The sequence below is a fragment of the Lentzea sp. NPDC058436 genome (assembly GCF_042721515.1).
In the GTDB taxonomy this organism is placed as follows: domain Bacteria; phylum Actinomycetota; class Actinomycetes; order Mycobacteriales; family Pseudonocardiaceae; genus Lentzea.
The window spans coordinates 362337-384761 of the sequence record NZ_JBHXLF010000001.1; the positions used below are offsets into that span (position 1 = coordinate 362337).

Annotated in this window: 23 protein-coding genes; 12 read left to right on the forward strand and 11 right to left on the reverse strand. The window is 69.6% G+C overall.

What is annotated here, in order from left to right:
- Positions 1-164: 164 nt before the first annotated feature.
- The 3 genes from ACFWN2_RS01545 to ACFWN2_RS01555 form a co-directional block, all read right to left on the reverse strand.
- Positions 165-881, reverse strand: a complete 717-nt coding sequence (locus ACFWN2_RS01545) for a hypothetical protein (RefSeq protein ID WP_382424146.1) — start codon at positions 879-881, stop codon at positions 165-167.
- A gap of 111 nt (positions 882-992) precedes the next feature.
- Positions 993-2240, reverse strand: coding sequence for a glycosyl hydrolase (locus ACFWN2_RS01550; protein ID WP_382424147.1), 1248 nt, complete (start codon positions 2238-2240; stop codon positions 993-995).
- Positions 2237-3268 (reverse strand): LacI family DNA-binding transcriptional regulator, encoded by a 1032-nt coding sequence (locus tag ACFWN2_RS01555; RefSeq protein ID WP_382424148.1) that lies wholly within the window; start codon positions 3266-3268, stop codon positions 2237-2239. Before ACFWN2_RS01555 ends, ACFWN2_RS01550 begins: the two co-directional genes overlap by 4 nt.
- A gap of 101 nt (positions 3269-3369) precedes the next feature.
- On the opposite strand from ACFWN2_RS01555, the gene ACFWN2_RS01560 reads away from it, so the two are divergent.
- From ACFWN2_RS01560 to ACFWN2_RS01590, 7 genes are all read left to right on the forward strand, one after another.
- Positions 3370-4653, forward strand: a complete 1284-nt coding sequence (locus tag ACFWN2_RS01560) for an ABC transporter substrate-binding protein (protein ID WP_382424149.1) — start codon at positions 3370-3372, stop codon at positions 4651-4653.
- Positions 4654-4667: 14 nt separating this feature from the next.
- Positions 4668-5597 carry a carbohydrate ABC transporter permease gene (locus ACFWN2_RS01565; RefSeq protein WP_382424150.1) on the forward strand — a complete coding sequence of 310 codons (930 nt, stop codon included), beginning with the start codon at positions 4668-4670 and terminating at the stop codon, positions 5595-5597.
- 23 nt (positions 5598-5620) lie between these two features.
- Entirely contained in the window at positions 5621-6472 is an 852-nt protein-coding gene (locus tag ACFWN2_RS01570) for a carbohydrate ABC transporter permease (protein WP_382424151.1), read from the forward strand.
- Positions 6469-8643 (forward strand): glycoside hydrolase family 3 N-terminal domain-containing protein, encoded by a 2175-nt coding sequence (locus tag ACFWN2_RS01575; RefSeq protein WP_382424152.1) that lies wholly within the window; start codon positions 6469-6471, stop codon positions 8641-8643. Before ACFWN2_RS01570 ends, ACFWN2_RS01575 begins: the two co-directional genes overlap by 4 nt.
- Positions 8631-9908 (forward strand): glycoside hydrolase family 125 protein, encoded by a 1278-nt coding sequence (locus ACFWN2_RS01580; protein ID WP_382424153.1) that lies wholly within the window; start codon positions 8631-8633, stop codon positions 9906-9908. The genes ACFWN2_RS01575 and ACFWN2_RS01580 overlap by 13 nt, the downstream gene beginning before the upstream one ends.
- Positions 9909-9977: 69 nt before the next feature.
- On the forward strand, positions 9978-10613 hold the full coding sequence (locus tag ACFWN2_RS01585; RefSeq protein WP_382424154.1) for a class I SAM-dependent methyltransferase: 636 nt from the start codon (positions 9978-9980) through the stop codon (positions 10611-10613).
- Positions 10614-10629: 16 nt separating this feature from the next.
- Positions 10630-11121, forward strand: a complete 492-nt coding sequence (locus tag ACFWN2_RS01590; RefSeq protein ID WP_382424155.1) for a DinB family protein — start codon at positions 10630-10632, stop codon at positions 11119-11121.
- A 13-nt stretch (positions 11122-11134) separates the two neighbouring features.
- On the opposite strand, the gene ACFWN2_RS01595 is transcribed toward ACFWN2_RS01590, so the two are convergent.
- The 3 genes from ACFWN2_RS01595 to ACFWN2_RS01605 form a co-directional block, all read right to left on the reverse strand.
- A complete protein-coding gene (locus ACFWN2_RS01595; protein ID WP_382424156.1) occupies positions 11135-11797 on the reverse strand; it encodes a DNA-binding response regulator in 663 nt (220 codons plus the stop codon).
- A 14-nt stretch (positions 11798-11811) separates the two neighbouring features.
- Complete coding sequence (locus ACFWN2_RS01600; protein WP_382424157.1) at positions 11812-11991, reverse strand: hypothetical protein; 180 nt, start codon at positions 11989-11991, stop codon at positions 11812-11814.
- Between the two features lie 124 nt (positions 11992-12115).
- Entirely contained in the window at positions 12116-12781 is a 666-nt protein-coding gene (locus tag ACFWN2_RS01605) for a TetR/AcrR family transcriptional regulator (RefSeq protein WP_382424158.1), read from the reverse strand.
- A 113-nt stretch (positions 12782-12894) separates the two neighbouring features.
- Between ACFWN2_RS01605 and ACFWN2_RS01610 the strand changes: the two genes are divergently transcribed.
- Together ACFWN2_RS01610 and ACFWN2_RS01615 are read left to right on the forward strand one after the other, a co-directional pair.
- Positions 12895-13398 (forward strand): SigE family RNA polymerase sigma factor, encoded by a 504-nt coding sequence (locus ACFWN2_RS01610; protein ID WP_382424159.1) that lies wholly within the window; start codon positions 12895-12897, stop codon positions 13396-13398.
- A complete protein-coding gene (locus ACFWN2_RS01615) occupies positions 13395-14453 on the forward strand; it encodes a hypothetical protein (RefSeq protein ID WP_382424160.1) in 1059 nt (352 codons plus the stop codon). The genes ACFWN2_RS01610 and ACFWN2_RS01615 overlap by 4 nt, the downstream gene beginning before the upstream one ends.
- Positions 14454-14524: 71 nt before the next feature.
- Here the strand turns inward: ACFWN2_RS01615 and ACFWN2_RS01620 are convergent, their stop codons facing one another.
- Both ACFWN2_RS01620 and ACFWN2_RS01625 read right to left on the reverse strand, forming a co-directional pair.
- Positions 14525-16123, reverse strand: a complete 1599-nt coding sequence (locus ACFWN2_RS01620) for a cellulase family glycosylhydrolase (protein ID WP_382424161.1) — start codon at positions 16121-16123, stop codon at positions 14525-14527.
- 130 nt (positions 16124-16253) lie between these two features.
- On the reverse strand, positions 16254-17540 hold the full coding sequence (locus ACFWN2_RS01625; RefSeq protein WP_382424162.1) for an ABC transporter substrate-binding protein: 1287 nt from the start codon (positions 17538-17540) through the stop codon (positions 16254-16256).
- A 378-nt stretch (positions 17541-17918) separates the two neighbouring features.
- Here ACFWN2_RS01625 and ACFWN2_RS01630 point away from each other — a divergent pair, with 378 nt between their 5' ends.
- The gene (locus tag ACFWN2_RS01630; protein ID WP_382424163.1) at positions 17919-18104 is read left to right on the forward strand and encodes a hypothetical protein; all 186 of its coding nucleotides are present in this window, start codon (positions 17919-17921) and stop codon (positions 18102-18104) included.
- Positions 18105-18122: 18 nt separating this feature from the next.
- On the opposite strand, the gene ACFWN2_RS01635 is transcribed toward ACFWN2_RS01630, so the two are convergent.
- Positions 18123-18710 carry a TetR/AcrR family transcriptional regulator gene (locus ACFWN2_RS01635; protein WP_382424164.1) on the reverse strand — a complete coding sequence of 196 codons (588 nt, stop codon included), beginning with the start codon at positions 18708-18710 and terminating at the stop codon, positions 18123-18125.
- Between the two features lie 93 nt (positions 18711-18803).
- Here ACFWN2_RS01635 and ACFWN2_RS01640 point away from each other — a divergent pair, with 93 nt between their 5' ends.
- Entirely contained in the window at positions 18804-19592 is a 789-nt protein-coding gene (locus ACFWN2_RS01640; protein ID WP_382424165.1) for an SDR family NAD(P)-dependent oxidoreductase, read from the forward strand.
- A 156-nt stretch (positions 19593-19748) separates the two neighbouring features.
- On the opposite strand, the gene ACFWN2_RS01645 is transcribed toward ACFWN2_RS01640, so the two are convergent.
- Complete coding sequence (locus tag ACFWN2_RS01645) at positions 19749-19952, reverse strand: cold-shock protein (protein WP_382424166.1); 204 nt, start codon at positions 19950-19952, stop codon at positions 19749-19751.
- Positions 19953-20451: 499 nt separating this feature from the next.
- On the opposite strand from ACFWN2_RS01645, the gene ACFWN2_RS01650 reads away from it, so the two are divergent.
- Positions 20452-21111 (forward strand): DUF3159 domain-containing protein, encoded by a 660-nt coding sequence (locus ACFWN2_RS01650; protein ID WP_382424167.1) that lies wholly within the window; start codon positions 20452-20454, stop codon positions 21109-21111.
- A 26-nt stretch (positions 21112-21137) separates the two neighbouring features.
- On the opposite strand, the gene ACFWN2_RS01655 is transcribed toward ACFWN2_RS01650, so the two are convergent.
- On the reverse strand, positions 21138-22370 hold the full coding sequence (locus ACFWN2_RS01655; RefSeq protein ID WP_382425569.1) for an FAD-dependent oxidoreductase: 1233 nt from the start codon (positions 22368-22370) through the stop codon (positions 21138-21140).
- Positions 22371-22425 lie beyond the last annotated feature (55 nt).

Below are 22425 nucleotides of genomic sequence, written 5' to 3' on the forward strand. Positions count from 1 at the left end.
TGTAGACGATCACCGGGCGACAGCTGGTGTCAAGATCGATTCGGAGTAAAGTCGTGGTCTCACATCGTGTTCAGGGCACTTGCGGAGGTGCGTGTGTGCGAAGGAGGCTTGGACGGTCGGTGTCTATGCGCGACGGTGACAGGGCGTTGAGCATCACCGTGTGCCTACCGGAATTGGCGTAGTTGGGCGGCACGGACTGCGGCTGCGAGTTCTGCGGGTAGTTCGACCACCACGACGTCGATGGCGAACGCACGGAGAGCGTGGGCTGCCCAGGATCGGGCGGCGGTGAAGTGGCGGGCAGCTTCCGGATCGCACAGGCACAACACCAGTCGGGGTGCGACTGGCAGGCTGGCAGCGACGTGCAGCAGCTTGAGGGCGTCGGCAAGTACCTTGTGCTTCTGCGCGACCTTAGGTGGACCCTGATGGGCCCACACCTCCACCAGGATCGACAGCTCGTCATCGGCGCCGTCAATCTCGACCCGCACTCCCTGATCGAGTGGGATCCGCCTGGGCTTGAGCACGACTCCCAGGCGCTTGCCCAACAGGTCGAGCATGACTCGCTCGGCCAGGCGTTGCTCGCGGCTGTCGCTCGCCGCTGGTGCATCGCCCTCCAGCACGGGCTCCACCACGTCTGGCGGCCGGTCTGGGTTGGCCGTGGCCTCTGACGGCTGGCCATCGGCGCGACGAAGGTCGTTGACTATCTTGCCGTCGGGACCGATGTACCGGCGCAATCGACCAGCCCGTTCCAGTCGTCTGCAGACCTGGTTGATCGTCTGCCGCGGGCTGACTCCAAGTCGGCGCGCGAGTTCGTCGTCATCGAGAGCAACTCCGCTCCGGCGCAACTCATCCAGCACACGAACGGCAACAGTCGGCACAGTCATGTCCGCACTGTGCCGCAGATCTGATGGCCTGTGTTGCAGCTGCGTTGCGCAGGTGCGCACCCGGACTTCTAGACCGCACAGGGCATTGCGGGTCAGATGTGGAGCGGGAGCTCAGGCGAGCGCTTCGTGATCCAGCAGGCGGATGCCGCGTCCCTCCAACGCCGCGCGCGAGCTGGCGGCCGTGCTCGTGACGACCGCGACGTCGACACCCTGCTCCCGCAGTTCGTGCCAGCGCTCGAACGTAGCGCCACCAGGCCCGAGAGCGACACGGGAGAGCGGCAGGTCGTTCTCGTCGACCTCAACGACGACACCGACCGTGCGGGGCGTTGGAGAGGGCGCGCTCCGACGAGTCTCGGCGATGAGTTCGGCGAAGCGGCGGCCGACGGGCTTCACGCGGTTCTCGGTGTCGAGCAGGCCGAGGGAGTACTCCAGATCCTTGTAGTCACCCAGAGAACGTGAGACGTCGTGCGAGCACCACCAGGTGATCGCGAACAGGTCGGTGGTCGTCAACGCGGCCTCGACCGTGCGTGCGCAGAACTCGGGCATCTCGGCCTCGGCGAGGTTCATCGACGGCGCGCCGACCTCCTGCAGCCAGACCTTGCGAGCAGGGTCGGTCGCGAACGCCTTCGACAGCTCGATCATCCACTCGGCGTGCCGCACCGACTGGGGCGAGAGCGCGCCGTAGCGGGCGGCCGTGCCGTTGAAGATCCACGAGTGCACGGTCGTCATGTCACCGAGGCGGCTCGCGTGCGTGGGGACGAACGGGTGCGCGTCGCGGTACCAGAGGTGGTCGTTCTCGCTGTGGGTCACGACGTGGCGGGGGTCGCGGTCGCGTGGTGCGGTCAGCAGGGTGGTCAGCCAGTGGCTCACCTGCTCGGTGGTGGCCGGCATCGCGGCGGGGTTGGGGAGCTGGAACTGGTTGAGCTCGTTGCCGAGGGTGAGGCCGAGGAAGTTCGGCTTGTCGCGCACCGCGTCGTAGACGGCGGCGACGAGCGCGGCCTGGGCCTGCACGGCGAGCTGGTCGGTGAACATGTTGCCGTTGTGCCAGTTGACGAGCCAGGCGGGGACGAAGTCGAACCCGGACATGTGCCCCTGGATGACGTCGACCGCGATGTCGAGCTCGAACTCGGCGGCGATGTCGGCCACCAGGGCGATGTCGTCGAGCGCCCGCTGCCGGATGAGGGTGCGGTTCGGTTGCAGCACGGGCCACAGCGGGAAGACCCGCACGTGGTCGGCGCCGAGGCCGGCGATCGCCGCGAAGTCCGCGCGCACGGCGTCGGGCTCGACGGCCATCCACTGGAACATCCAGTCCTTCGACGGGGTGTAGTTGACGCCGAACCTGGGGACGGTCGTGGTCAAGAGCTTTCCTCGCGGTTGTTCGGAGCGGGCGCCGTGGACTCGCGCACGAGCAGACGGCGACCGCTGACGGTCTGGGCGGCGGCGTCCTCGCCGCGGACGAGTCGTTCGAGCAGGGCGACGGCGGCGCGGGCGCTCTCCTCGACGGGAGCGTCGAAGGCGGTGAGGCGCGGGCGCACGATCGTCGACACCCAGGAGTCCTCCCAGGCGATCACCGACAGCTGTTCCGGTACGCGCACACCGACTTCCGGCGCGTGGGTGACGATCTCGGCGGCGATCGTCTCGCTGTCGACGATGATCGCGGTCGCGTCTCCCAACCGGCCGAGCAGATCGGCGACGGGATCGGCCGCGACCGGGTTCCACGCCGCCACGCCCGCCTGCACGCCGCGTGTTCTTGCGGCAGCGCGGAAACGCTTGTTCCTGGCACGGGTGTGGGCGAGGCCCGGGGCGTCGGTGACGCGCGTGATGGCCTGGTGGCCGAGCGCGGCGAGGTGCTCGATCGCCTCGGCGAACGCCGTTCCGTCGCTCACGGTGACCGCGGCGACGGGACCGGGGACGGGAGCGCCGAGCAGTGCCGCCGGGGCACCGAGCTGTTCGACGAGCGCCAGCCGCGGGTCGTCGTCACGCACGTCCACGAGCAGGAACGCGTCGACGCGCTGCTCGCTCCACCACTGCCGGTAGACCTTCTCCTCCTCGTCGGCCCGCACGAGGGTCAGCGACAGCGACCACCCGATGTCGGCGAGCGGTTCGGTCAGCCCGGCGAGCAGGCGCATGAAGAACGGGTCGCGGCCGAACGTGCCGCGCGACCGGGCGATCACGAGACCGAGGCTCCTGCCGCCCTGGCCGGACACCTTGCGGCTCGCGATGTTCGGGCGCCAGTTGAGCTCGTCGGCCGCGGCCAGGATCCGGGCCGCGGTGGCCTCGGAGACGTTCGGCCGTCCGTTGAAGACGTGCGACACGGCGGACGGTGAGACGCCCGCGAGCCTCGCGACGGCGGCGATCGTGACGCGTTTCGCGCTGGGTTCACTCATGACACCGCCGAGGTTAGGTCGTTGACCATTTCTTGTAAAGCGGTATACCTTGCTCGCCACTTGATGTGTACCGCTATACAAGACCACCCCGCGGAGGCCACGTGTCGAATGCCATCAGCAGGCGCACGTTGCTGCGCGCCGCGGTCGGAGCGGGCATCGCCGCGCCGTTGCTCTCGGGGTGCGGCGCGCTCATGCCCGCCTCCGGCAGGCCCGGCGCCCTCTCGGTGCACACCCAGCTCAGCGGCGCGGTCGCGGGCGCCCAGGTCTTCGCCGACGCCGTCGCCGGGTACGAACGGCGGACCGGCCGCACGGTGGCGCTGCTGAAGAACGGGTCCGACCTGCCCATCGTCTTCGAGACCAGCTCACTCGCCGGTGAGGAGGCCGACGTCGCCCTGGTGAACCTGCAGGGCAGGACGCTGTCCTGGACGGGCCTCGGCGCGACGATCCCCGTCACCGGGCTGCTCGACGAGTGGGGACTGCGCGACAAGATCATCCCCGAGGCGTTGCAGGAGTGGACCGACGGGAGCGGCAACCTGCGCGCCTTCCCCTTCACGCGCACCAACTGGCCCGTCTCGTTCAACACCAGGCTCCTCGAACAGGCCGGCGTCCAGATCCCGACGACGTCCGACGAGCTCATCGTCGCGGCCGATGCCTTGCGCTCCAAGGGAATCGGCCCGGTGACGGTCGGCGGGTCCGACTGGAGCGGGCAGAAGATGTTCCTGCAGATCCTCCAGGGCTTCCTCACGACGGAGGAGGCGAAGAAGGTCTTCGCGAGCGGCAAGCTCTCCGAGAGCCCCGGCGCCGTCGCAGGAGTCCAGCACTTCGTCGAACTGCGGGACGCGGGCGTCTTCGTCGACGACGTCCAGGGCTACACCTCCGACTCCGAGCTGACGCAGTTCAACACCGGCAAGGCCGCGATCGTGCCGGCGATGTCCTCCGCGCTCGCCAAGGTGCCCGCCGAGCGGGCGAAGGAGGTCACCGTCGGCGGCTGGCCCAAGCCGTCGCGCGGTGGCGTGCTGGAGCACCCGAGCGTGATCCGCAGCTTCAACGGTCACGGCATCTGGATCAGCGAGAACGGCGCGAAGAAGCTCGACCTGATCAAGCCGTTCGTGCAGCACCTCTACAGCGACGAGGTCACCGACGCGATGATCCTCGGCTCCGGCAGGGACATGAGCCGGATCACCACCACCGTCAGCAAGAACTTCCCGCTCGTCGCGCAGACGTCCCGGCTCACGGAGCAGCAGGTCTCACCCGTCCTGCTGCCCGACCTGCTCATCCCGCAGAACGCGTTCGAGCCGATGATCCAGGCCACCGCCGCGGCCTACGGGCCGATCTCCGCCGAACGCGTCATCGACGTCTTCGAGCGGGCCTACGCCACGGCGTGAGGAAGGACCCCACCTTGACCGCACTGACCGAAGTGGCCGTCACGGCCGCTCCCGAACCTTCCACGCCACCCGGCCGTGCCGCGCGCCCCTCGCTGCGAGAGCGCTTTCCCGGCTTCGCCCTGCCCGCGCTGATCTGGTACGCGGTGTTCATGGTCGGCCCGGTCGTGGCGATGATCGTCATCGGCTTCCTGTCCTGGCCGGGCATGCTCGTCGAGCCGGGGTTCGCCGGCCTCGACAACTTCCGCCGCGTGTTCGCCGACGAGAACTTCTGGACCGCCGCGGGCAACTCGGCGCTCCAGATCGTCACCGGGCTCCCGGTCATGATCGTGCTGGCGTTCCTGCTCGCGTTCTACGTCGTGCAGAAACCGCGTGGCCACAAGGTGTTGCGCTACCTGCTCTTCATCCCCGCGCTCATCTCCGCGCCGGCGACCGCGATGGTCTTCTACGCGATGCTCAACCCGGACGGCCTCCTCAACGGGGTGCTGCGCCCGCTCGGCTTCGACGGCACCGCCTGGCTCGCCGACCCGTCGACCGCGCTGGGCGCGATCGTCGCCGTCGAGCTCTGGAGCGGGATCGGCTACTCGGCGGTGCTCATCGCCTCGCGGCTCGACGGGGTCGACTCCGAGATCGTGCAGGCCGCGCGCATGGACGGCGCGGGGGACTGGCGGATCGCCTGGCGCATGTACTGGCCCATCGCCCGCGACTTCATCGGTGTCGTCACGATGCTGCAGTTCCTGTCGATGCTGTTCAACTCGGCCCAGACCGTGCTGCTGCTGACCCAGGGCGGTCCCGGAACGTCGACGACAACGTTGTCCTACCTCGTGTACCGCAAGGCTTTCGTCGAGACCGACCTCGGCTACAGCCAGGCCGTCGGTCTCATCCTCTTCGTGCTGGGCCTGCTGGGCATGGGCGCGATCCGCAGGGTGCTCCGCGCCACCCACTGACCTGATCCCTTGGAGAGTTCACCATGGCCCGGACCGCCCTCCGACCACTGAGCGACCGCGTCGGCTCGATCACCAGCGGCACGCTCGCCTGGATCTACGCCGCCCTCCTGGTGGTGCCCTTCTACTACTTCATCGTGTCGTCGTTCAAGACGAACGAGGAGATCTTCGAGTCACCGCTGGCGTTGCCGGGGACGTGGGACTTCGGCAACTTCGCCACCGCGATCCGCCAGGCAGACCTCGTCCTCGCGGTCGCGAACTCGGTGATCACGACCGTCGGCGCGCTCGTCCTGACGCTGCTGCTCGCCCTGCCCGCCTCGTTCGCCCTGGCCCGTTCGACCGGCAGGCTAGGCAAGCTCGTCGAGAACGTCTTCGCGCTCGGCTTCCTCATCCCGTCGTTCGCCGCGCTGTTCCCGACCTTCCTGCTCGCGGCGTCGCTCGGTCTCTTCCACAGCCGCACGTTCGTCGTGTTCCTGCTGCCGGCCACCGCCCTGCCGCTGTCGATCGTGATCCTCACGTCGTTCATGCGCACGATCCCGCGCGAGCTGGAGGAGGCGGCCTCGATGGACGGCGCGTCGACGCTGCAGGTGCTGCGGCAGGTGTACCTGCCGATCTGCGTGCCGGGCATCGCGACCGTGCTGCTGCTGAACTTCCTGTCGTTCTGGAACGCCTACCTGTACCCGTTGATCCTCATCGGGCCGGACACCGCCCAGCGCACGATCCAGGTGGCCCTGCCGACCCTGAAGGTCGACGCTGGCACCGACTACGGGGTCCTGATGGCGGGCACGTTGTTCACGCTGCTGCCGGTGTACCTCGTCTACACGGTGTTGCAGCGGCAGATGCAGCGCGCACTGGTTTCCGGGGCTGTCAAAGGATGATCTCGGCGACATCACTTCCCCTGCGGGTCCGGATCGGGCAGGTCAACCAGCGCCTCAAGGGCTGGGAGGCGCTGCGCTGGGTCGACGGCGCGCCGCGCGTGACCGACGTCCTGCGGCGCGAGGTCGACCGGTTCGGCGGCATCGGCGCGATCTACGGCGTCCTGCGCGCCGATCCGTGGTCCGGTGTCCACTGGCACAACGGGATTCCTCCCGAACGCAGCGCGGAGGCCTGCGCGGCCGTGCAGGAGTACGTGACGCGCAACGGTTGCGGCGTGCCGGTGCTGTTCGTCGAGGAGGCCCCGCACGGCCTCCAGGCGCTCGGTGCGACGACGCTGCCGGTCAACCTTGCGCTCGGTGCGGGAATGGACGTCGACCTGACCGAGGAACTCGCGGCCGCGGTCGGGGCCGAAGCGCGGGCGCGGGGCACGCACGTGGCGCTCGTGTCGGGTCTGGACGTGTTGCGCGATCCCCGTTGGGGCCGTGCAGAAGAATGCTTCAGCGAAGACCCCGCACTCGCCGCGATGCTGGTGGCCGCGACCGTGCGCGGAATGCAGGGACACGTCGCCGTCGTCGCCAAGCACCTCGCGGCCCAGGGAGCGGGGATCGGCGGTCGCAACGGTTCTGGTGCGCCGATCGGGCCTCGTGAGCTCGGCGAGGTCCACCTGCGGCCCGCCTTCGCCGCCGCACGCGCCGGTGTCGCCGGTTTCATGGCCGCCTACAACGACATCGACGGCGTTCCGTGCAGCGCCAACCGCGACCTGCTCACCGGCACACTGCGCGAGGACTGGGGCTGGAACGGCATCGTGATGGCCGACGGCACCGCGATCGACCGCCTCCGCGACAGCGCACCCGACCCGGCCGCCGCCGCGGCCCTGGCCTTGCGCGCGGGAGTGGACCTCAGCCTCTGGGACGAGGCGTTCACCCACCTCGACCAGGCACTGGAACGCGGACTCCTCGACGAGAGCGACCTGAACCGGGCCGTCGACCGCGTGCTGGCCCTGAAACACCGCGTCGGCCTGCTGGACGCCGCACCGGCGCCGGTGCGCGACTCGGCGAGCCTCGTCGACCGCGCCGCCCGCCAGGCCGTGGTGCTCGTGCACGGCGAGCTGCCGCTCGACCCCGCCTTCACGGTGGCGCTCATCGGCCCCAACGCCGACGACCTGGACGCGCAGCTCGGCGACTACACCGCGCCCCGGCCCGCCGATGATCCCGCCGCGTCGACCGTGCGCTCAGCCCTCGTGGCACGGCTCGGCGACGACCGCGTGCTGCACGCCCCCGGATCCCGTGTCCGCACCGCACTGGGCCCGGAAGCGCTTGCGGCAGTGGAATCCGCCGCCGATCGCGCGGACGTGTGCGTGCTGGTGCTCGGCGGTACCAGCCGCCGCGGCTACACCGACGAGTTCGCGGACAACGGCGCGGTCGAGGGACCGGCAGCGGACACGACGAACGGCGAAGGCGTTGACCTGGCGTCGATCGCACTGCCCGAGCCGCAGCTCGAACTCGCGCGCACGGCCCGTGAGAGCGGCAAACCGGTTGTGGCCGTGGTCGTCGACGGACGGCCACGCGCCCTCACCGAACTGGCCGCGCTCGTGGACGTCCTGCTCGTCGTCCCGTTCCCCGGTCCGAGCGGTGGCGCCGCCATCGTGAGCGCGCTCTTCGACGGCACGGCCTCTGGCCGGCTGCCCGCGTCGTTCCCCGTGGCGGACGGCGTCTTCCCGGTCGCTCACGACGAGCGGCTGGAGACCGCACGCGGCTACCTCGACCACCGGCATCCGGTCGGAATCCCGTTCGGCAGCGGGACTTCCGTCGCCGCCGAGGTGCGCGAGGCGACGCACAGCATCTGCGCCGAGGAACTCGCCGCCGGCGGTTCGGTGCTGGTCAGCGTCGACATCTCCGATGCCCGGCCCGCTGCCGTGCCGCTCTACGGCCGCCGTCACGAGCTCGGTGTGCGACCCCGCCGCCGAACCCTGCTGGCCGTGCGGCGCGTGCGGGCCGAGACGACGATCGAGTTCGAGCTGGGCCTCGACGAGCTCGGGTCGTGGGCGACCGGACGGCCCGTCGCGGTGCCGGTGGAGATCGGCATCTGGAGCACCGGCGAGACGGACGAACCGCCACACGCCGTGCGGATTCGCGTCACCGACGAGAACGGAACCACGCCGTGGCAACGGTAGACGACACGATCAGCGCCGCGGCGGCCCGCGTGCGCACCACGGCCGGTGACCGGATCGGGGACATGGTCGAGGCGGCGTTGCACCGCACACTGCGGGACACCATCACGATCGGCGAGGACGGCAGCGCGTTCGTCATCACGGGCGACATCCCCGCGATGTGGCTGCGCGACTCCACCACCCAGCTGACGCCCTACCTGAGGTTCCTGGCCGACTGCCCGGAGTTGGCCGCTCTCGTCACCGCCGTCGTGCGCCGCCAGTTCGCGTGCCTCGACCACGACTCCTACGCCAACGCGTTCAACGACGGGCCGACCGGCGCGCACTACGAGCCCGGCGACCTCTGCGACGACCCGCACGTCTGGGAGCAGAAGTACGAGGTCGACAGCCTCGCCTACCCGGTCACCCTCGCCCACGCGCTATGGCGGGCAACGGGTTCCGCCGACGTGTTCGACGCTCGCACGCACCGCGTCCTGCGCACGATCGTCGCGCAACTGCGCCGGGAGCAACGGCACGACGAGTCGCCGTACCGCTTCGAACGGCCCGGCGCGATCCCGACCGAGACCCTGGCACGCGGTGGGCGCGGCACACCGGTCGCCGTCACAGGCATGACCTGGAGCGGGTTCCGCCCCTCCGACGACGCCTGCACCTACGGCTACAACATCCCGGCCAACCTCTTTGCGGCGCAAGCGTTGCGGGCGGTGGCCGAGATCGCCGACGAGGTCCACGACGACCCGGAACTCGCGACCAGTGCTCGCCTTCTGTCCCGCCAACTCGTTGAAGGCGTGGAAGCGCACGGCATCGTCGAACGCGACGGCGTGCGCGTCTACGCCTACGAGGTCGACGGGCTCGGCGGTGTGCTGTGCATGGACGACGCCAACACACCGTCGTTGCTCTCGTTGCCCCTCCTCGCGCCGGACGTGGTCGACGACGAGGTGCAGAGGGCGACGAGGGCGTTCGTCCTGAGCGACGCCAACCCGTACTACTTCCGCGGCCGGGTGGCGAGCGGCGTCGGCAGCCCCCACACGAAACCGGGGCGTGTGTGGCCGATCGCCCTCGCCGTCGAGGGACTGACGGGCACCCCGGCCGACCGGCGACGGCTGCTCCAGCTGATCGCGGACACCGACGCCGGTACGGCCCACGTCCACGAGAGCTTCGACCCGTCCGATCCGGAGGCGTTCTCCAGGCCGTGGTTCTCGTGGGCGGACTCGATGTTCTGCGAGCTCGCGCTGGTGGTCGCCGATGACGTGGAGAACGCGCAGCTTCCTTGAACACCGGGATGTCTTGCTGGAACGGCAAGATCGCGTGCCAGATCAGCGCGTGCCGGGAAAGCTGAGCTCATGTCCACTTCGCGACCACCGCTCGGAACCGACGCCGCCGCGTTCTGGCAGAGCCTTTACGCCTCCCGGCCCTCCACCGACCCCACGCCGAACGTCCGCCTCACCGAGATCGCCTCGGCCCTGCCTCCCGGTGACGCCCTCGACCTCGGCAGCGGCGCCGGCGGCGACGCGCTGTGGCTGGCCGGCCGCGGCTGGCACGTCACCGCCGCCGACATCTCCGCCGCCGCCGTCGAGGGACTCACCTCCCTCGCGGCCTCCCACGGCGTCGGCGACCGGATCAGCGCGGTGCGGTACGACCTGGGCAGCGGTTTCCCGCCGGGGGAGTTCGACCTGGTCTGCGCCCACTACCTGCACACCCCGTTCGAACTGGACCGCACGGCCGTGCTTCGCTCGGCAGCACACGCGTTGCGCGTGAACGGGCGGCTGCTCGTCGTCGACCACGGTTCCGCCGCGCCGTGGTCGTGGGACCAGGGCGCCCACCACCCGAGCCCGCGGGAGATCGCCGGGAGCATCGGCCTCGACCCTGCCAGGTGGACGGTCGAACGAGCCGACGCGCCGCGCCGGACCGCGACGGGGCCGGACGGGCAGCAAGCCGAGGTCGTCGACCACGTCCTGCTCGTCCACCGCACCGCCTGAGCGAAGGAGGCCCGCAGTGCCGACCACACGACGACGCCGCGACACCCCGCCGCCCCGAACCGGCGGCAGCGAGACCGAGGTCCTGCGCGGGTTCCTCGACTACCTGCGCGCCTCGATCGCCGCGAAGGTGGACGGCGCGCCCGAACCCCAGGTCAGGACCTCGGTGGTGGCCTCCGGCTCCACCCTGCTCGGCCTGCTCAACCACGTGACATGGGTGGAGCGGGCGATCTTCCTGGGCGAGGACGTGACGAACTGGAAGGCGACCTTCCGTGCCTCTCCTGACGACAGCGTCGCGGATGTCGTCGCCCGCTACCGGCAGACCGTCGAGAAGGCGAACGAGGTGCTCGACGGTTGCTCCGACCTCACCGCGCCGGTGCCGCGGTCGCAGCCGGGGAAGCGTGCGCCCAGCCTGCGCTGGGCTCTCACGCACATGATCGAGGAGACCGGCAGGCACGCGGGGCACGCCGACATCCTCCGCGAACTGATCGACGGCAGCACCGGACGCTGACGCGCCTCGGCGGTCATCGGGGGCGCGCCGGGAGGATGCCGACGTGGTAGGCGAGAGCGACCGCGTGCGCCCGGTCGTGGGCGCCGAGCCGCAGCCGGGTCTCCCGGACGTGCGTTCTCACGGTGGGCACGGCGACGTTCAGGCTGTTCGCGATGTGCTCGTCGTTCTTCCCCTCGGCGACCAGGGCGAGGACCTGGCGTTGCCGGGAGGTGAGCACCTCGCGCCCGCGAGGCACCCGGTGGGGCCTGGGGCTGTTCAGAGCCTGCACGAGCCGTGGGTCGAGCACGAGCCTGGGATCGACGTAGTGGCCGGACAGGGGCGTCTGCAGGATCGCGCGGAACATCACCGTCGCGTCGGTCTCCCTGCTCAGCAGGCAGTGCGCTCCGGCCGCCCTGGCGACCCGCACGCAGGCCGGGGTGTGGTCGCGTTCGCGGAAGAGGACCGCGACTCGCAGCTTCGGGTTCGTGGTGACGAGCTCCTCGGCGAGCAGGCTCTGCGGGTCGATCGCGCTGTCCAGCAGGACCACGTGCGGCTGTGAGGACCGCACGGTGTCGCGGATGACGTCGGGATGATCGGTGCCTCCGGCCCATTCCAGGCCGATCGTGCGCTGGACGACCGTGCGCAGACCTTCGCGGAACACCGGAGTCGCGTCCGCGGCGAGGACTCGGACGAACACGGCCTGCGTCGACGTCACAGAAGGCCGCCGAACCGGCGCGCGTCCTCAGTTTCCCGACCGCTCACCGGCGGCGTTGTTCGAGGCGTCTCCGATCCGCGGAGCGACTCCAGGCCCTCCTCGTGCAGGGACGCGATGCGCTCCTGCGCCTGCTGTGCCACGTCGTCCAGCCACTGCTGGTGGGTCGGCTCGTTCATCGTCTAGGCCGTTCGGTTCAGAGCCGGATGGGCTGAAATGGTGGGACTCCAAGTTAGGGCTACATGACTGTAGCAGTAACTAGGTCGCGCGGAGTTGTCGACGCCATCGCTCTGAACAGCGTGTTTACCCTTGGAGCTGGGGAAGTGGGAAGTCCGGGTCGAGCTTCACCCCGATGGCCTGCAGCGCCACGTCGAGCGAGCCCCAGGCCCACCCGGTCAGGTGAGTGACCAGTTCGTCGCGGCCGAGGAGGGGATCGGGCGACGTCGCCCAGCGGACCGCCGCCGTCTCGACCATCCCGATCAGGCCGAACGCCAGCGGGTCGGCGATGCGCGGATCCCCGCCCAGCAGGGCGATGTACGCGGCGAGCAGTTCACGCAGCTTCTCGCCGATCAGCAGGCGCACCGTGATGGCCGGCTGCTGCTCGCCCGTCTGCGTGTTGAGCGACCGGGACACCAGGTACTGGTAGAGGCGGTCGTTGGCGGCGAACCACACGACGTAGGTGTGCACGATGCGGGAGATGATCTCGCGCGCACTGCCCTCGGGGTGGTCCATGGTGGGCGCCAGCTCCCCGACCAGCATCTCGCCGATCCGATGGGCGACCGTGTCGTAGAGGTCCTCCGCGTCGGCGAAGTGCCTGTACAGGGTCGGGCGGGCGATGGCGGCGCGTTCGGTGATCTGCTCGGTCGACACCTGCGGTCCGTGCTCGGCGATGGCGAGCAGCGCGGCCGCCACGACCTCGTCGCGGCGCGCCTGACGTTGCCCTGCCCATCGGGCGGCTCGTCCGTCCACAGTGCGACCTTGTCCGTCGTCGTTGCGCGTTCCCGGGTATTGAACCCACAGCCGGCGGAACTCGACAACCGGACCGGTAAACGGTTCGCCGTCGACGTGAGTCTTCAAGAGTGATGGCTGACTACGACGACTTCGCCCGAGCGCAACTGCCGCGGTTGCTGCGGTACGCGACGATGCTCACCGGCGAGCGGGAGCAGGCCGCTGACCTGGTGCAGGACGTGCTGGTCAAGATGTACCGGCACTGGGCCCGGATCAGCCGCGCGGACCACCCCGAGCGGTACGTGCTGCGGATGGTGACCAACGGCTACCTGTCCTGGCGACACAGCTGGTCCGCGCGTGTGATCACGTCGGGCGACCTCCCCGACGAGGCACGGGCGGACGACTTCGCGTCGGACCACGCCGCGCGCGAGGACATGTGGCAGCGCCTGGCGCGGCTGCCCAGGCGCCAGCGGGCCGTGGTGGTGCTGCGGTACTACGAGCAGCTGCCCGACTCCGAGATCGCCGGACTGCTCGGCTGCGCCCAGGCCACCGTTCGCGCACACGCGCACAAAGCACTGGCCTCACTGCGAAACGGCTTGGTCATCGAACAGATGGCGGAGGCCGGGGAGACGCGATGAACATCGAGAACCTGATCAAGGACACCTTCACGGCGCGCGAGCACGACGCGCCCGACAGCGACGCGGTGCTCGCCGCCGCGCGCCAACGCATCGACAGCAGGCGCTCCGGCCTGAGTCGGCCCTTGGCGGTCGCCGCCGGTGCGACCGTGCTGACCCTCGGCGCGGTCACCGCGGTGGTGCTGAACCGGCCGGATCCCGTGGAGCAGTCCCAGCAGATCGCCACCGCCAACGGCTCTCAGGGCAGCCGAACTGCACCTGCGGAACAGGCCGCGGCGGGCCTGAAGATGCCCTACTCCCTCGGCTGGCTCCCGCCGGGATCGGTCGCCCACCGGGCGCAGCGGATCAACATCGGCTCCACCGCGGCCAACCCTGCCGCGCCCCTGTACGGCGGCGAGTACATGCTGACCGTCACGGCCGGCGGCCAGGTCATTCAGGTCGACGTCCAGCAGTTCCGGATGACGCCGGTGGACCAGGCGATGTTCAAGTCGGGGCCGGGCGCGCCCGTGACGATCAAGGGGCAGCGCGGGGTCGAGAGCGCGGTGTCCACCGGGCCAGGTGGGTACGAGCTGTACGTGGAGCACCCCGACGGCGGCTCGATGTACGTGAACGTCTCCGCCGCGATCGGCAGCACCGCGCCCGCGCAGCAACTCGTCGACGCCGGCCGCCGGATCGCGGAGAACATCCAGTTCCCCGGCACGACGACGGTCACCCCGGCGTACGGCCTGCGCGACCTGCCCGACGCGATGCGGATCTGCGCCTTCGGCGTCGAACACAGCCCGGACGGCCCCCTGGCCGCAGCGGGTACCAACACGAGCTACTCGCTGGGCACGTGCACCGTCCAGCCGACGGTCCACGTCACCAGCGCTGTCGCCGGTCAACCGACCGGCACACCGGGACGACCCGTGCAGGGCCACGCGACGCTCTACGCCGACGACAACGGCTACCACCGGGTGTGGGTGCTCGACGCGCTCGGGGGAGCCCCGATCGTCGTTGCCGGACGGGCGCACCAGGCCGAGTTGTACGACATCGCCGAGCGGCTCGTTCTGCCGCGCTGACCCCGAGCGAACTCCGCCGCGATCCACGTCGGCCGCGATGCCGTAGAACCGGCACCGCGGCCGACGTGCGGTCAGGTGGTGCAGGCGGCCTGGTTGAGCGTCACAGCCGAGGGTGCGCCCGCCGTGCCGTTGGCGGTGAAGCCGAGTGACACGGACGCTCCCACGCCGAGCGAGGGGCTGTGGGACGGCGCGGTCACGGTGACCGTGGTGCCGGACTGCGTGAAGGTGCCGTTCCAGCCGCTGGCGATCGTGGCGCCGCCGGGCAGCGTGAACACGACCTTCCACGGGTTGGCCGCGCTCGTCGCGGTGTTGGTGACGGTCAGGGAGCCCTGGAAGCCGCCCTGCCACGAGTTGTCGAGCTTCCAGGCGGACCTGCACGCGCCGGTGCCGCCGCCCGGAGTGGTCGTGGTCGTCGTGGTCGGGTCGGGAGTTCCTCCCGTGGGCGGGATGAGGTACGGCTGCAGGATGTTCTGCTTCGCCTGGTTCACCGTGGTCCAGTCGTCGCCGACGATGCCGCCCGTGTCACCGGAGTTGGGGTTCCACGACCAGTAGGTGAACGAGATGCCGTTGACCCCGGTCCCGGTGTAGGCCATGAGGTTCTCCAGCCACACCTTGTCGACCGGGTTGGCCAGCGTGGTGCCGAACTCGCCCATCATCAGCGGCGCGATGTTCTGCTTGTGCAGGTATCCCCAGTACTTGTCCCAGATCGCCGGCATGTTCGCCGGGTAGTCGGGCGCGCTGAACCAGGGCTGGTTGTAGACCGAGGTGGCGTACTCGTGCGGCGAGTAGACCAGCCGGTTCGGCACCGACAGGCGCACCGGGAACTGGCCCGCCTTCGACAGGTTGCCGCCCCACCAGCCGCAGTCCTCGTCGTTGGACGGGTCGCCGTCCCAGACGTTCGACAGGCCGCCGCTCGGGCAGCTCACGCCCTCGACGAAGATCAGCCAGTTCGGCTGCACGCCCAGGATCGCGTTGCCCGCGCGTTCGGCTGCCAGGCGCCAGTCGCGGGCGGTGTCGCCGCAGCCCCAGCACGAACCGGTCGCGGCCGGGTTGGTGCCCTCGGCGTGCGGCTCGTTGTGCAGGTCGGCGCCGATGACCGTGGTGTTGCCGGCATAGCGCTGGGCGAGCGTCTTCCAGTCGTTGATCCACGTGGTCTCCGGCACGCCCGCCGTGTACCAGAGGGCGCTCTGGCCCGCGCTGGTCGGCCGGTGGCGGTCGAGGATGACGCGCATCCCCTTCCGGCCCGCGTGCTCGATCACCTTGTCGAGGATCTGCAACGGCGAGAGCCCCACCAGGTCCGGATTGGTGTAGTCGTTGATCCCGGTGGCCTTGGCGTCCGGTTTCAGCGCGTCGTTGGAGAACGGGACGCGCAGCGTGTTGTAGCCGAGCTGTGCCATCTGGTCGAGCTGCTGGCGCCACGTGCGGCTGGACCACAGGCCGTGGAAGGTCTTGTTGTCGGTCTCCATCCCGAACCAGTTGATCCCGGTCAGCCGCACCGTCGCGTTCGTGCTGTCCAGGATCTTGCTTCCGCTGGTGTGCAGGTAACCCGTGCCCGTGCCGCCCGCCGCGGCCACGGCCGTGGTCTGGCCGGCCGCGTCCGTCACGAACAGTCCGCTCGCCACCACCACGGCCGCGACTAGCGCGCCGAAAACCTCGTGCCGCCGTCTCATGCACTCTCCTTGGGAACTCATGTCCGCACCCGGACTCTGGGAGCGCTCCCAGAATCCGTGCGGTCTCAGGAGTGGTCAACAAGACGGCGTGTTTCGGTCCACTTTCGACGTTCGATTCGACTCGAAGCGGTCATTTCGCGGCTTTTTTCGCTTCCTGCAACGCGGTGCGCCACGCGTCGTCCGCGCGCTTGCCCTGTTCGACGGACTGCAGTGCCGGGCCGAACACGTTCTCCTGGATCTGCCCGTCGGCGGGGCCTTTGTGCTGTGCTGCCTTGACCTTCTGCACCTGCGCGGCGTACAGCGCGCCCGCCCTGACGTTGCCGAAGTAGTCGTTGACGTGCTCCACCAGCGCCCTGTTCTCCAGGGCCTCGACCTGGCTGGGGAACGTGCCCCTGGCCTGGAACGCCCTGATCTGCTGCTCCGGCGCGGTGAGCCACGCCGCGAGCGCGGCCGCCTCCTTCGGGCTCCTGCTCTGCTTCGGCACGGTCAGGTAGGAGCCGCCCCAGTTGCCGCCGCCGTCGGGGAACGCGTCGGTGACGGCCCACTTCCCGGCGTTCTCCGGTCCTGCCTGGGTCTCGATGACGCCGAGCATCCAGGACGGGCACGTCTTGGTGGCGAACCTGCCGAGCTTGAACCCGGTGTTCCACTCGGTGCTGAAGGCGGTCAGCTTGGCCGACTGTCCTTTCGCCACGGCGTTCGTGACGGCGTTCCAGTCGGCGCGGATGTCCGGATTGGACTCGACGACCAGGTTGTCGGAGGAGTCGAAGTAGCCGACGTCGTGCTGGTTGTGCATGGCGTTGAAGATCTGTGCCGCGCTGTCGAACCACGCGACGCCCGAGATCGCGGCGACGAACTTGTCGCCGGCGGCGAAGTAGCTGTCCCACGTGGCGAAGAGCCGTCCGACCTCCTCGGGTTCGGAAGGCAGCCCGGCCTCGGCGAAGAGGTCCTTGCGGTAGCACATGGCCAGCGGGCCGATGTCCGTGCCGTAGCCGATCAGCCTCTTGTCCCTGGTGGTCGCGGCGTCGGCCTTCCACTTCAGCCAGCGGTCCGGCGTCACGCCCTTCGGGCCGATCTCCATGAGGTCGTTGAACTGGTCTGACCTGGCCATGACCTGGCTCAGGTAGCCCTCCTCGACGGCCTCGACGTCGGCGAGACCCGAGCCGGCACCCAGTTTGGTGAAGAGGTTCTGGTGGTGCGGGGCACCCTGGCCCGTCTTGCGTTGGGTGATCTTGATGTCCGGGTGGGCGGCCTCGTAGTCCTTGAACAGTTCCTCGTAACCGAACTCGTTGAAGGTGGCGACCGTCAGTTCGGTTCTTCCGTCGGCGGTCCGGTTCGCCGCCCCACCGGCGCCGCAGGAAGCGGCGACGGTGGAGACGACGACACAGACCACCACTCTGGCCCAGTGGCGGGGACGCACGTGGAAACTCCTCTAGCGGCGGCGGTAGAGCTGGGAGCGCTCCCAGTTCAGCGAGTCTCATATCGGCGGTCCGGGGTGTCAAGCGGCTTCGCGAGTTGCGTGTCTCGGGGGCTGTGGCCGGGAGTCGTCGTCGCGTCCGGTTGGTGGGATCGAGGCGTGGATTCGTTATGGACACAAAGGTTTGGTGAAGAAGGTGGGTTCACGGAGGTGAAACAGTGGCTGGTCGTGAGTGGCATGACCGGCCTGGCTGTGCCGTCTCGAAGCCCGAGTGGCGAGGCTCGATGTGGGTACCTGGCGTGACCAATTTTGCTGGGAACGCTCCCAGAGGCTGTTCCGACTCTGGGGGAGTGGCAACACCCCGTCGGTAGTGTGGGCCTCATGCCCAAGAAGCTGATGATCGGTCTCGCGGTCGTGCTGATCCTGATCGGCGGAGTCTGGACCGCTCAGGGTCTGGGGTACCTGGCGGGCAGCTTCATGACCGGTCAGCAGCTGTGGACGACGATCGGGCTGCTGTGCGTGTCGGCCGGGGTTCTGATGCTGATTCCGTGGCCGAAGAGGCGATGACGCACTGCCGCGTCAGGATCACGGCTGCTGAGGCGTGCCGCCCAGTGCGCCGATGACCGCGCGAACCACCAACTCGGCCCGTGAGGCCCCGGCGAGGTCCGGAGCGTCGTCGGGGAGTTCGTGGACCTCGTGAAGGATCGCGAGGTAGACGTGACGGCACCATTCCGCGCCGCGGGCGGTGATGTCGCCGGCTGCTCGCAGGCGCGCGAAGGTCTGCTCGAGCCCGGCCGTCACCTCGGAACTGAGGCCGGGGCGGCAGTCGTCCTGGTCAGCGGTCAGTTCCATCGCGAACCGGTGGCTGACCTTGAGGTCGAAGACGATCTCGGTGAGCCGCCGGAACTCCAGCAGGGGTGATGTCGCTTCCGCCCGCGACTGCTCCAGGGCGCTGACGTACCGCTGGTTGAGCCGCTCGGACAACGCCTCCAGCAGCACCTGTCGCGAGGCGAACCGGCGGTGCACGGTGACGCGGGTCAGGCCGGCCGCCTCGCCGATGCGTTCCAGCGATGCCGTCGGGTCGACGGCAAGCACGTCCTCCGCGGCGGCGAGGATCCGCTCGGTGTTGGTTTCCGCGTCTGCCCGCAGGCGTCGCGAAGTCGGCTTGGTCACCGCTAAACGATACATCGCTGTCACAGCTCTTGCGTATCCGTTGCACCTGTGTATCACTTAAAGGGAGAAGTCACCCCAGAGAGGAACCCAGTCGTGGATCTGCAACTCGCAGGCAAGCGCGTGCTCGTCACCGGAGCGAGCAAGGGCATCGGGCTCGCCGTCGTCCAGGCCTTCGTCGCCGAGGGCGCGTCCGTCGTCGCCGCCGCGCGTCGCAACACCGCCGAGCTCAAGGAGACCGGCGCTCACTTCATCCCGGTCGACCTGTCCACTCCGGACGGTCCACGTGAGCTGGTCGAGGCGGCGCTCGCGCTGGACCCGCGAATCGACGTGCTGGTCAACAACGCCGGCGGCGGCGAGGTGACGGACGACGTGTTCTCGGATCCGCTGAGCGGAGACGACGAGACCTGGGCGAAGGTGTTCGACCTGAACCTGGGCAACGTGGTGCGCACCACCCGCGCGGCGTTGCCCGCGTTGATCGAGGCCAAGGGCGCTGTGGTCAACATCGGCTCCGTCAGCGCCGACCTCCCGCACACCTCGCCGCTGCCGTACTCGTCCGCCAAGGCGGCGGTGAAGGCCTTCACCCGCGGCCTGGCCGAGGCGGTCGGGCGTGCGGGCGTCCGGGTCAACGCCGTGTCCCCAGGAGCCACGCGGACGAACCTGATGCTGGATCCGCAGGGCTACATGGCGGCCGTCGCGGCGAACCTGGGCATGGACCACGACGTGTTGCTGGGCGCGCTGCCTGAACAGTCGGGCATGCTCACCGGCAACCTGATCGACCCAGGCGAGATCGCCCGTGTGGTGCTGCTGCTGGCCTCGCCGACGATGCCGAGCGCCGTCGGGTCGACCTGGTCAGTGCACGGCGGCGCGGTGAAGAGCGCCTGAGTTCGTGGCGGAGTCCGCCTGCCGGCCGGGCCTGTCCTGCTCCGCGGGAAGCAGATCAGCCGTTCCGAACGTCAGAGCCCGGTCGGATGGATCATCCGACCGGGCTCTGACGTGGTCCGATGCGGGCCGCGGGTGGAGCGGCGGCACGCGACGGAACTAGGCGGGGACGATGTTCTCCGCCTGCGGGCCCTTCTGGCCCTGCGTGATGTCGAAGGAGACCTTCTGGCCTTCCGTGAGCTCGCGGTAGCCCTGGGCGGCGATGTTCGAGTAGTGGGCGAAGACGTCGGCGCCGCCACCGTCCTGCTCGATGAAGCCGAAGCCCTTTTCAGAGTTGAACCACTTGACGGTTCCGGTGGCCATGGTGCGCTCCAAGCATGATGTGGCGCCCGCACCGTGCGGGCGCCTGGGTGTCCGACATGGTCGAAGGGCCCCGAACAGCAAAACGCCCGTGACCTGTGATCACGGGCGACCGGTACCTCGGAACCATGGCAGACGCCTACAGGATACACGGGCGGACTTCGCGACCGGCACCATGGCGGGCTACGGACGCCATCGGTTCTCGATCCGGTGCGCCCGAGCGAGAGCGCGCCCGGCTGACAGCGCCGCCGTTCCGAACACTCCGACCGCGATGATCAGCCACGGGATCACGCTGTACGCGAACCACGGCCAGGTCCACGCGGGCGGCCGGACGCCACCTCCCACGATGCCGGCGTTCGTGACCTTCTGGTGCCGGGAGCAGTCGACGACAGGTCCGCACGCGGCGGCGTGGCGTGGGGCACAGATCGCTTGCTCCGACTTGAGCGTGCCGTAGCGGCATGGTGTCCACTCGGGCCCGTCATCTGTGGATCATGGAGGATCGATGAGTTCCACTCAGGGGCGCGGTGGAGGCTCCAAGCCCACCGTGCTCGACCAACTGGGCGGGCCGATGGGTTTCGTCTACTCCGCCGTGCCGGTGATCGTGTTCGTGGCGGCGAACGCGTTCCTGTCGCTGCCCCTCACGATCGGCATCTCGATCGGGGTCGGCCTGGCGCTGTTCGCGTTTCGGTTGACGCGCGGGGAACGTGTGACAGCGGCTGTGGGAAGTCTGGCCGGCGTCGCGGTGGCTTCCGCCGTCGTGGCGTGGACCGGGTCCTCACGGGATTTCTTCGTGCTGGGGATCTGGTTGTCGCTGGCGGGGTTCGTGCTGACGCTCGCCTCGGTGCTGGTTCGGCGGCCGTTGACCGGCGTGATCTGGAACGCGATGCACGGGGGCGCGCATCCTTGGCGGACCGACAGAGCCGTGCTTCGGGCGCACGACATCGCCACCCTCGCCGCGGCTCTCGTGTTCGGTGCGCGCTTCCTGGTCCAGCAGTGGCTCTACCTGGACGAGAACACGGGCCTGCTCGGCGTCGCCCGCATCGCGATGGGCACGCCGCTCACCGTGCTGGCCGCACTTGTCGTCATCTGGGCTTTTCGGCGCAGCACCAAGCGGCTGCACGCCAACAGGTCGCCGGAGGAGATCCCGGCTGATCGCCGCTGAAGATCCGCCGTGGCCACCGGTGCGCGTCAACGACGGCCGCGCAGTCTGGTGGCCGCGGCGAGAACCGGGATGCTGAGCGTGGTGATCGCGGCGCCGAGCGCGGTGTCGGTCGCGAGGATCCACCGGACGGTTCTCATGCCCAGAGCGAGAACTTCGGCACCGCGGTGACGCATGCCTTCTTCGAACTGGTGGACGGCGTCGGTGATGGTGGTGGTGCCGTCGAGGTGTGCGAGCAGGCTGGCGGCGTCGCGGATGGCGGCGCCGGCTCCCATGCCGGCGGTCGGTGGTGTCGCGTGGACGGCGTCGCCGAGCGCGGTGACGCGGCCGGTCGGCCACGGCGCGAGATCCGCTGCCCTGGTCGAGGCGGCGTTGAAGCGAAACCCCGCCACGCTGCGAGGATCTGCTCGGGCGATGACCTCCAGGGTGTGGTCGGCCCACCCCCGCTCGCGGAACCCGCCCAGCAGCGCGGTCTGCAGCTCGTGGTCGCGCAGGGCGCGCAGCGAGTCGGTCTCGGCGGATTCGGGGAACATGGCACCCCAGATGTAGGTGGGGCCGTTGGTCACCGACATCCGCAGCTCCGGAGCGTGGAGCGCGGCATTGCCGATCGGGTCCAGGAAACCGATGTACAACGCCGTGCCGCGCGGGCCGATGGCCAGCCCTGATCGTCGCCTCAGCCGCTGCTGCTCGGCAGGGCCGAGATCGCGCAGGAGCGTGCGGCCGGAGAACCCCACGATGCCCGCCGGCCTGTTCGTCGGCCCTCCCGCCAGGTGGCGGGCGACCACCGAACGGGTGCCGTCCGCACCCACCACGAGGTCTGCGGAGACAGGTGCCCGATCGGTGAACAGCACCTGGGGCCTGCCGTCATCGTCGTGGCCCGCCCCGGAGACGGTGCGGCCCAGGTGAAGGGAGTCTCCGGCCGCCTCGGCCAGCAACGTGCGCAGGGTGATCCGATCGACGTCCACACTGCGGCTCTCGCTGAGGTCCGGCCCGTGGCCGAGCAGTCGCCCGCGGCGATCCCAGAACGCGTCGCGCTCGCGCAGCCGCAGTGCGGAGCTCGATGCCAGCAACCGCCGCATGATGGCCGGTTCCACGAGTTCGCGCAGTGCCGCCTGCGCACGCTCGTCCAGCGTGATGTGGTAGCCGCCGGTCGCCGTCACGTCGGTGTCGCACTCCAGCACGGAGGCCTCGAAACCCCGGCGGCGCAGACCCGCTCCCAGAGCGAGGCCGCCGATTCCGCCGCCCACCACGATCACCCGCATGTCCACCCGTTCCCCTTGGTTCCACGTGCCGTACGCGACTCACCGTGGCACCGGT

Bases quoted from the DNA above. Each gene is read 5' to 3' on its own strand.
- ACFWN2_RS01545 (WP_382424146.1), bottom strand. From the start codon at position 881: ATGACTGTGCCGACTGTTGCCGTTCGTGTGCTGGATGAGTTGCGCCGG.
- ACFWN2_RS01555 (WP_382424148.1), bottom strand. From the start codon at position 3,268: ATGAGTGAACCCAGCGCGAAACGCGTCACGATCGCCGCCGTCGCGAGG.
- ACFWN2_RS01570 (WP_382424151.1), top strand. From the start codon at position 5,621: ATGGCCCGGACCGCCCTCCGACCACTGAGCGACCGCGTCGGCTCGATC.
- ACFWN2_RS01575 (WP_382424152.1), top strand. From the start codon at position 6,469: ATGATCTCGGCGACATCACTTCCCCTGCGGGTCCGGATCGGGCAGGTC.
- ACFWN2_RS01585 (WP_382424154.1), top strand. From the start codon at position 9,978: ATGTCCACTTCGCGACCACCGCTCGGAACCGACGCCGCCGCGTTCTGG.
- ACFWN2_RS01600 (WP_382424157.1), bottom strand. From the start codon at position 11,991: ATGAACGAGCCGACCCACCAGCAGTGGCTGGACGACGTGGCACAGCAG.
- ACFWN2_RS01610 (WP_382424159.1), top strand. From the start codon at position 12,895: ATGGCTGACTACGACGACTTCGCCCGAGCGCAACTGCCGCGGTTGCTG.
- ACFWN2_RS01615 (WP_382424160.1), top strand. From the start codon at position 13,395: ATGAACATCGAGAACCTGATCAAGGACACCTTCACGGCGCGCGAGCAC.
- ACFWN2_RS01620 (WP_382424161.1), bottom strand. From the start codon at position 16,123: ATGAGACGGCGGCACGAGGTTTTCGGCGCGCTAGTCGCGGCCGTGGTG.
- ACFWN2_RS01630 (WP_382424163.1), top strand. From the start codon at position 17,919: ATGCCCAAGAAGCTGATGATCGGTCTCGCGGTCGTGCTGATCCTGATC.
- ACFWN2_RS01645 (WP_382424166.1), bottom strand. From the start codon at position 19,952: ATGGCCACCGGAACCGTCAAGTGGTTCAACTCTGAAAAGGGCTTCGGC.
- ACFWN2_RS01650 (WP_382424167.1), top strand. From the start codon at position 20,452: ATGAGTTCCACTCAGGGGCGCGGTGGAGGCTCCAAGCCCACCGTGCTC.
- ACFWN2_RS01655 (WP_382425569.1), bottom strand. From the start codon at position 22,370: ATGCGGGTGATCGTGGTGGGCGGCGGAATCGGCGGCCTCGCTCTGGGA.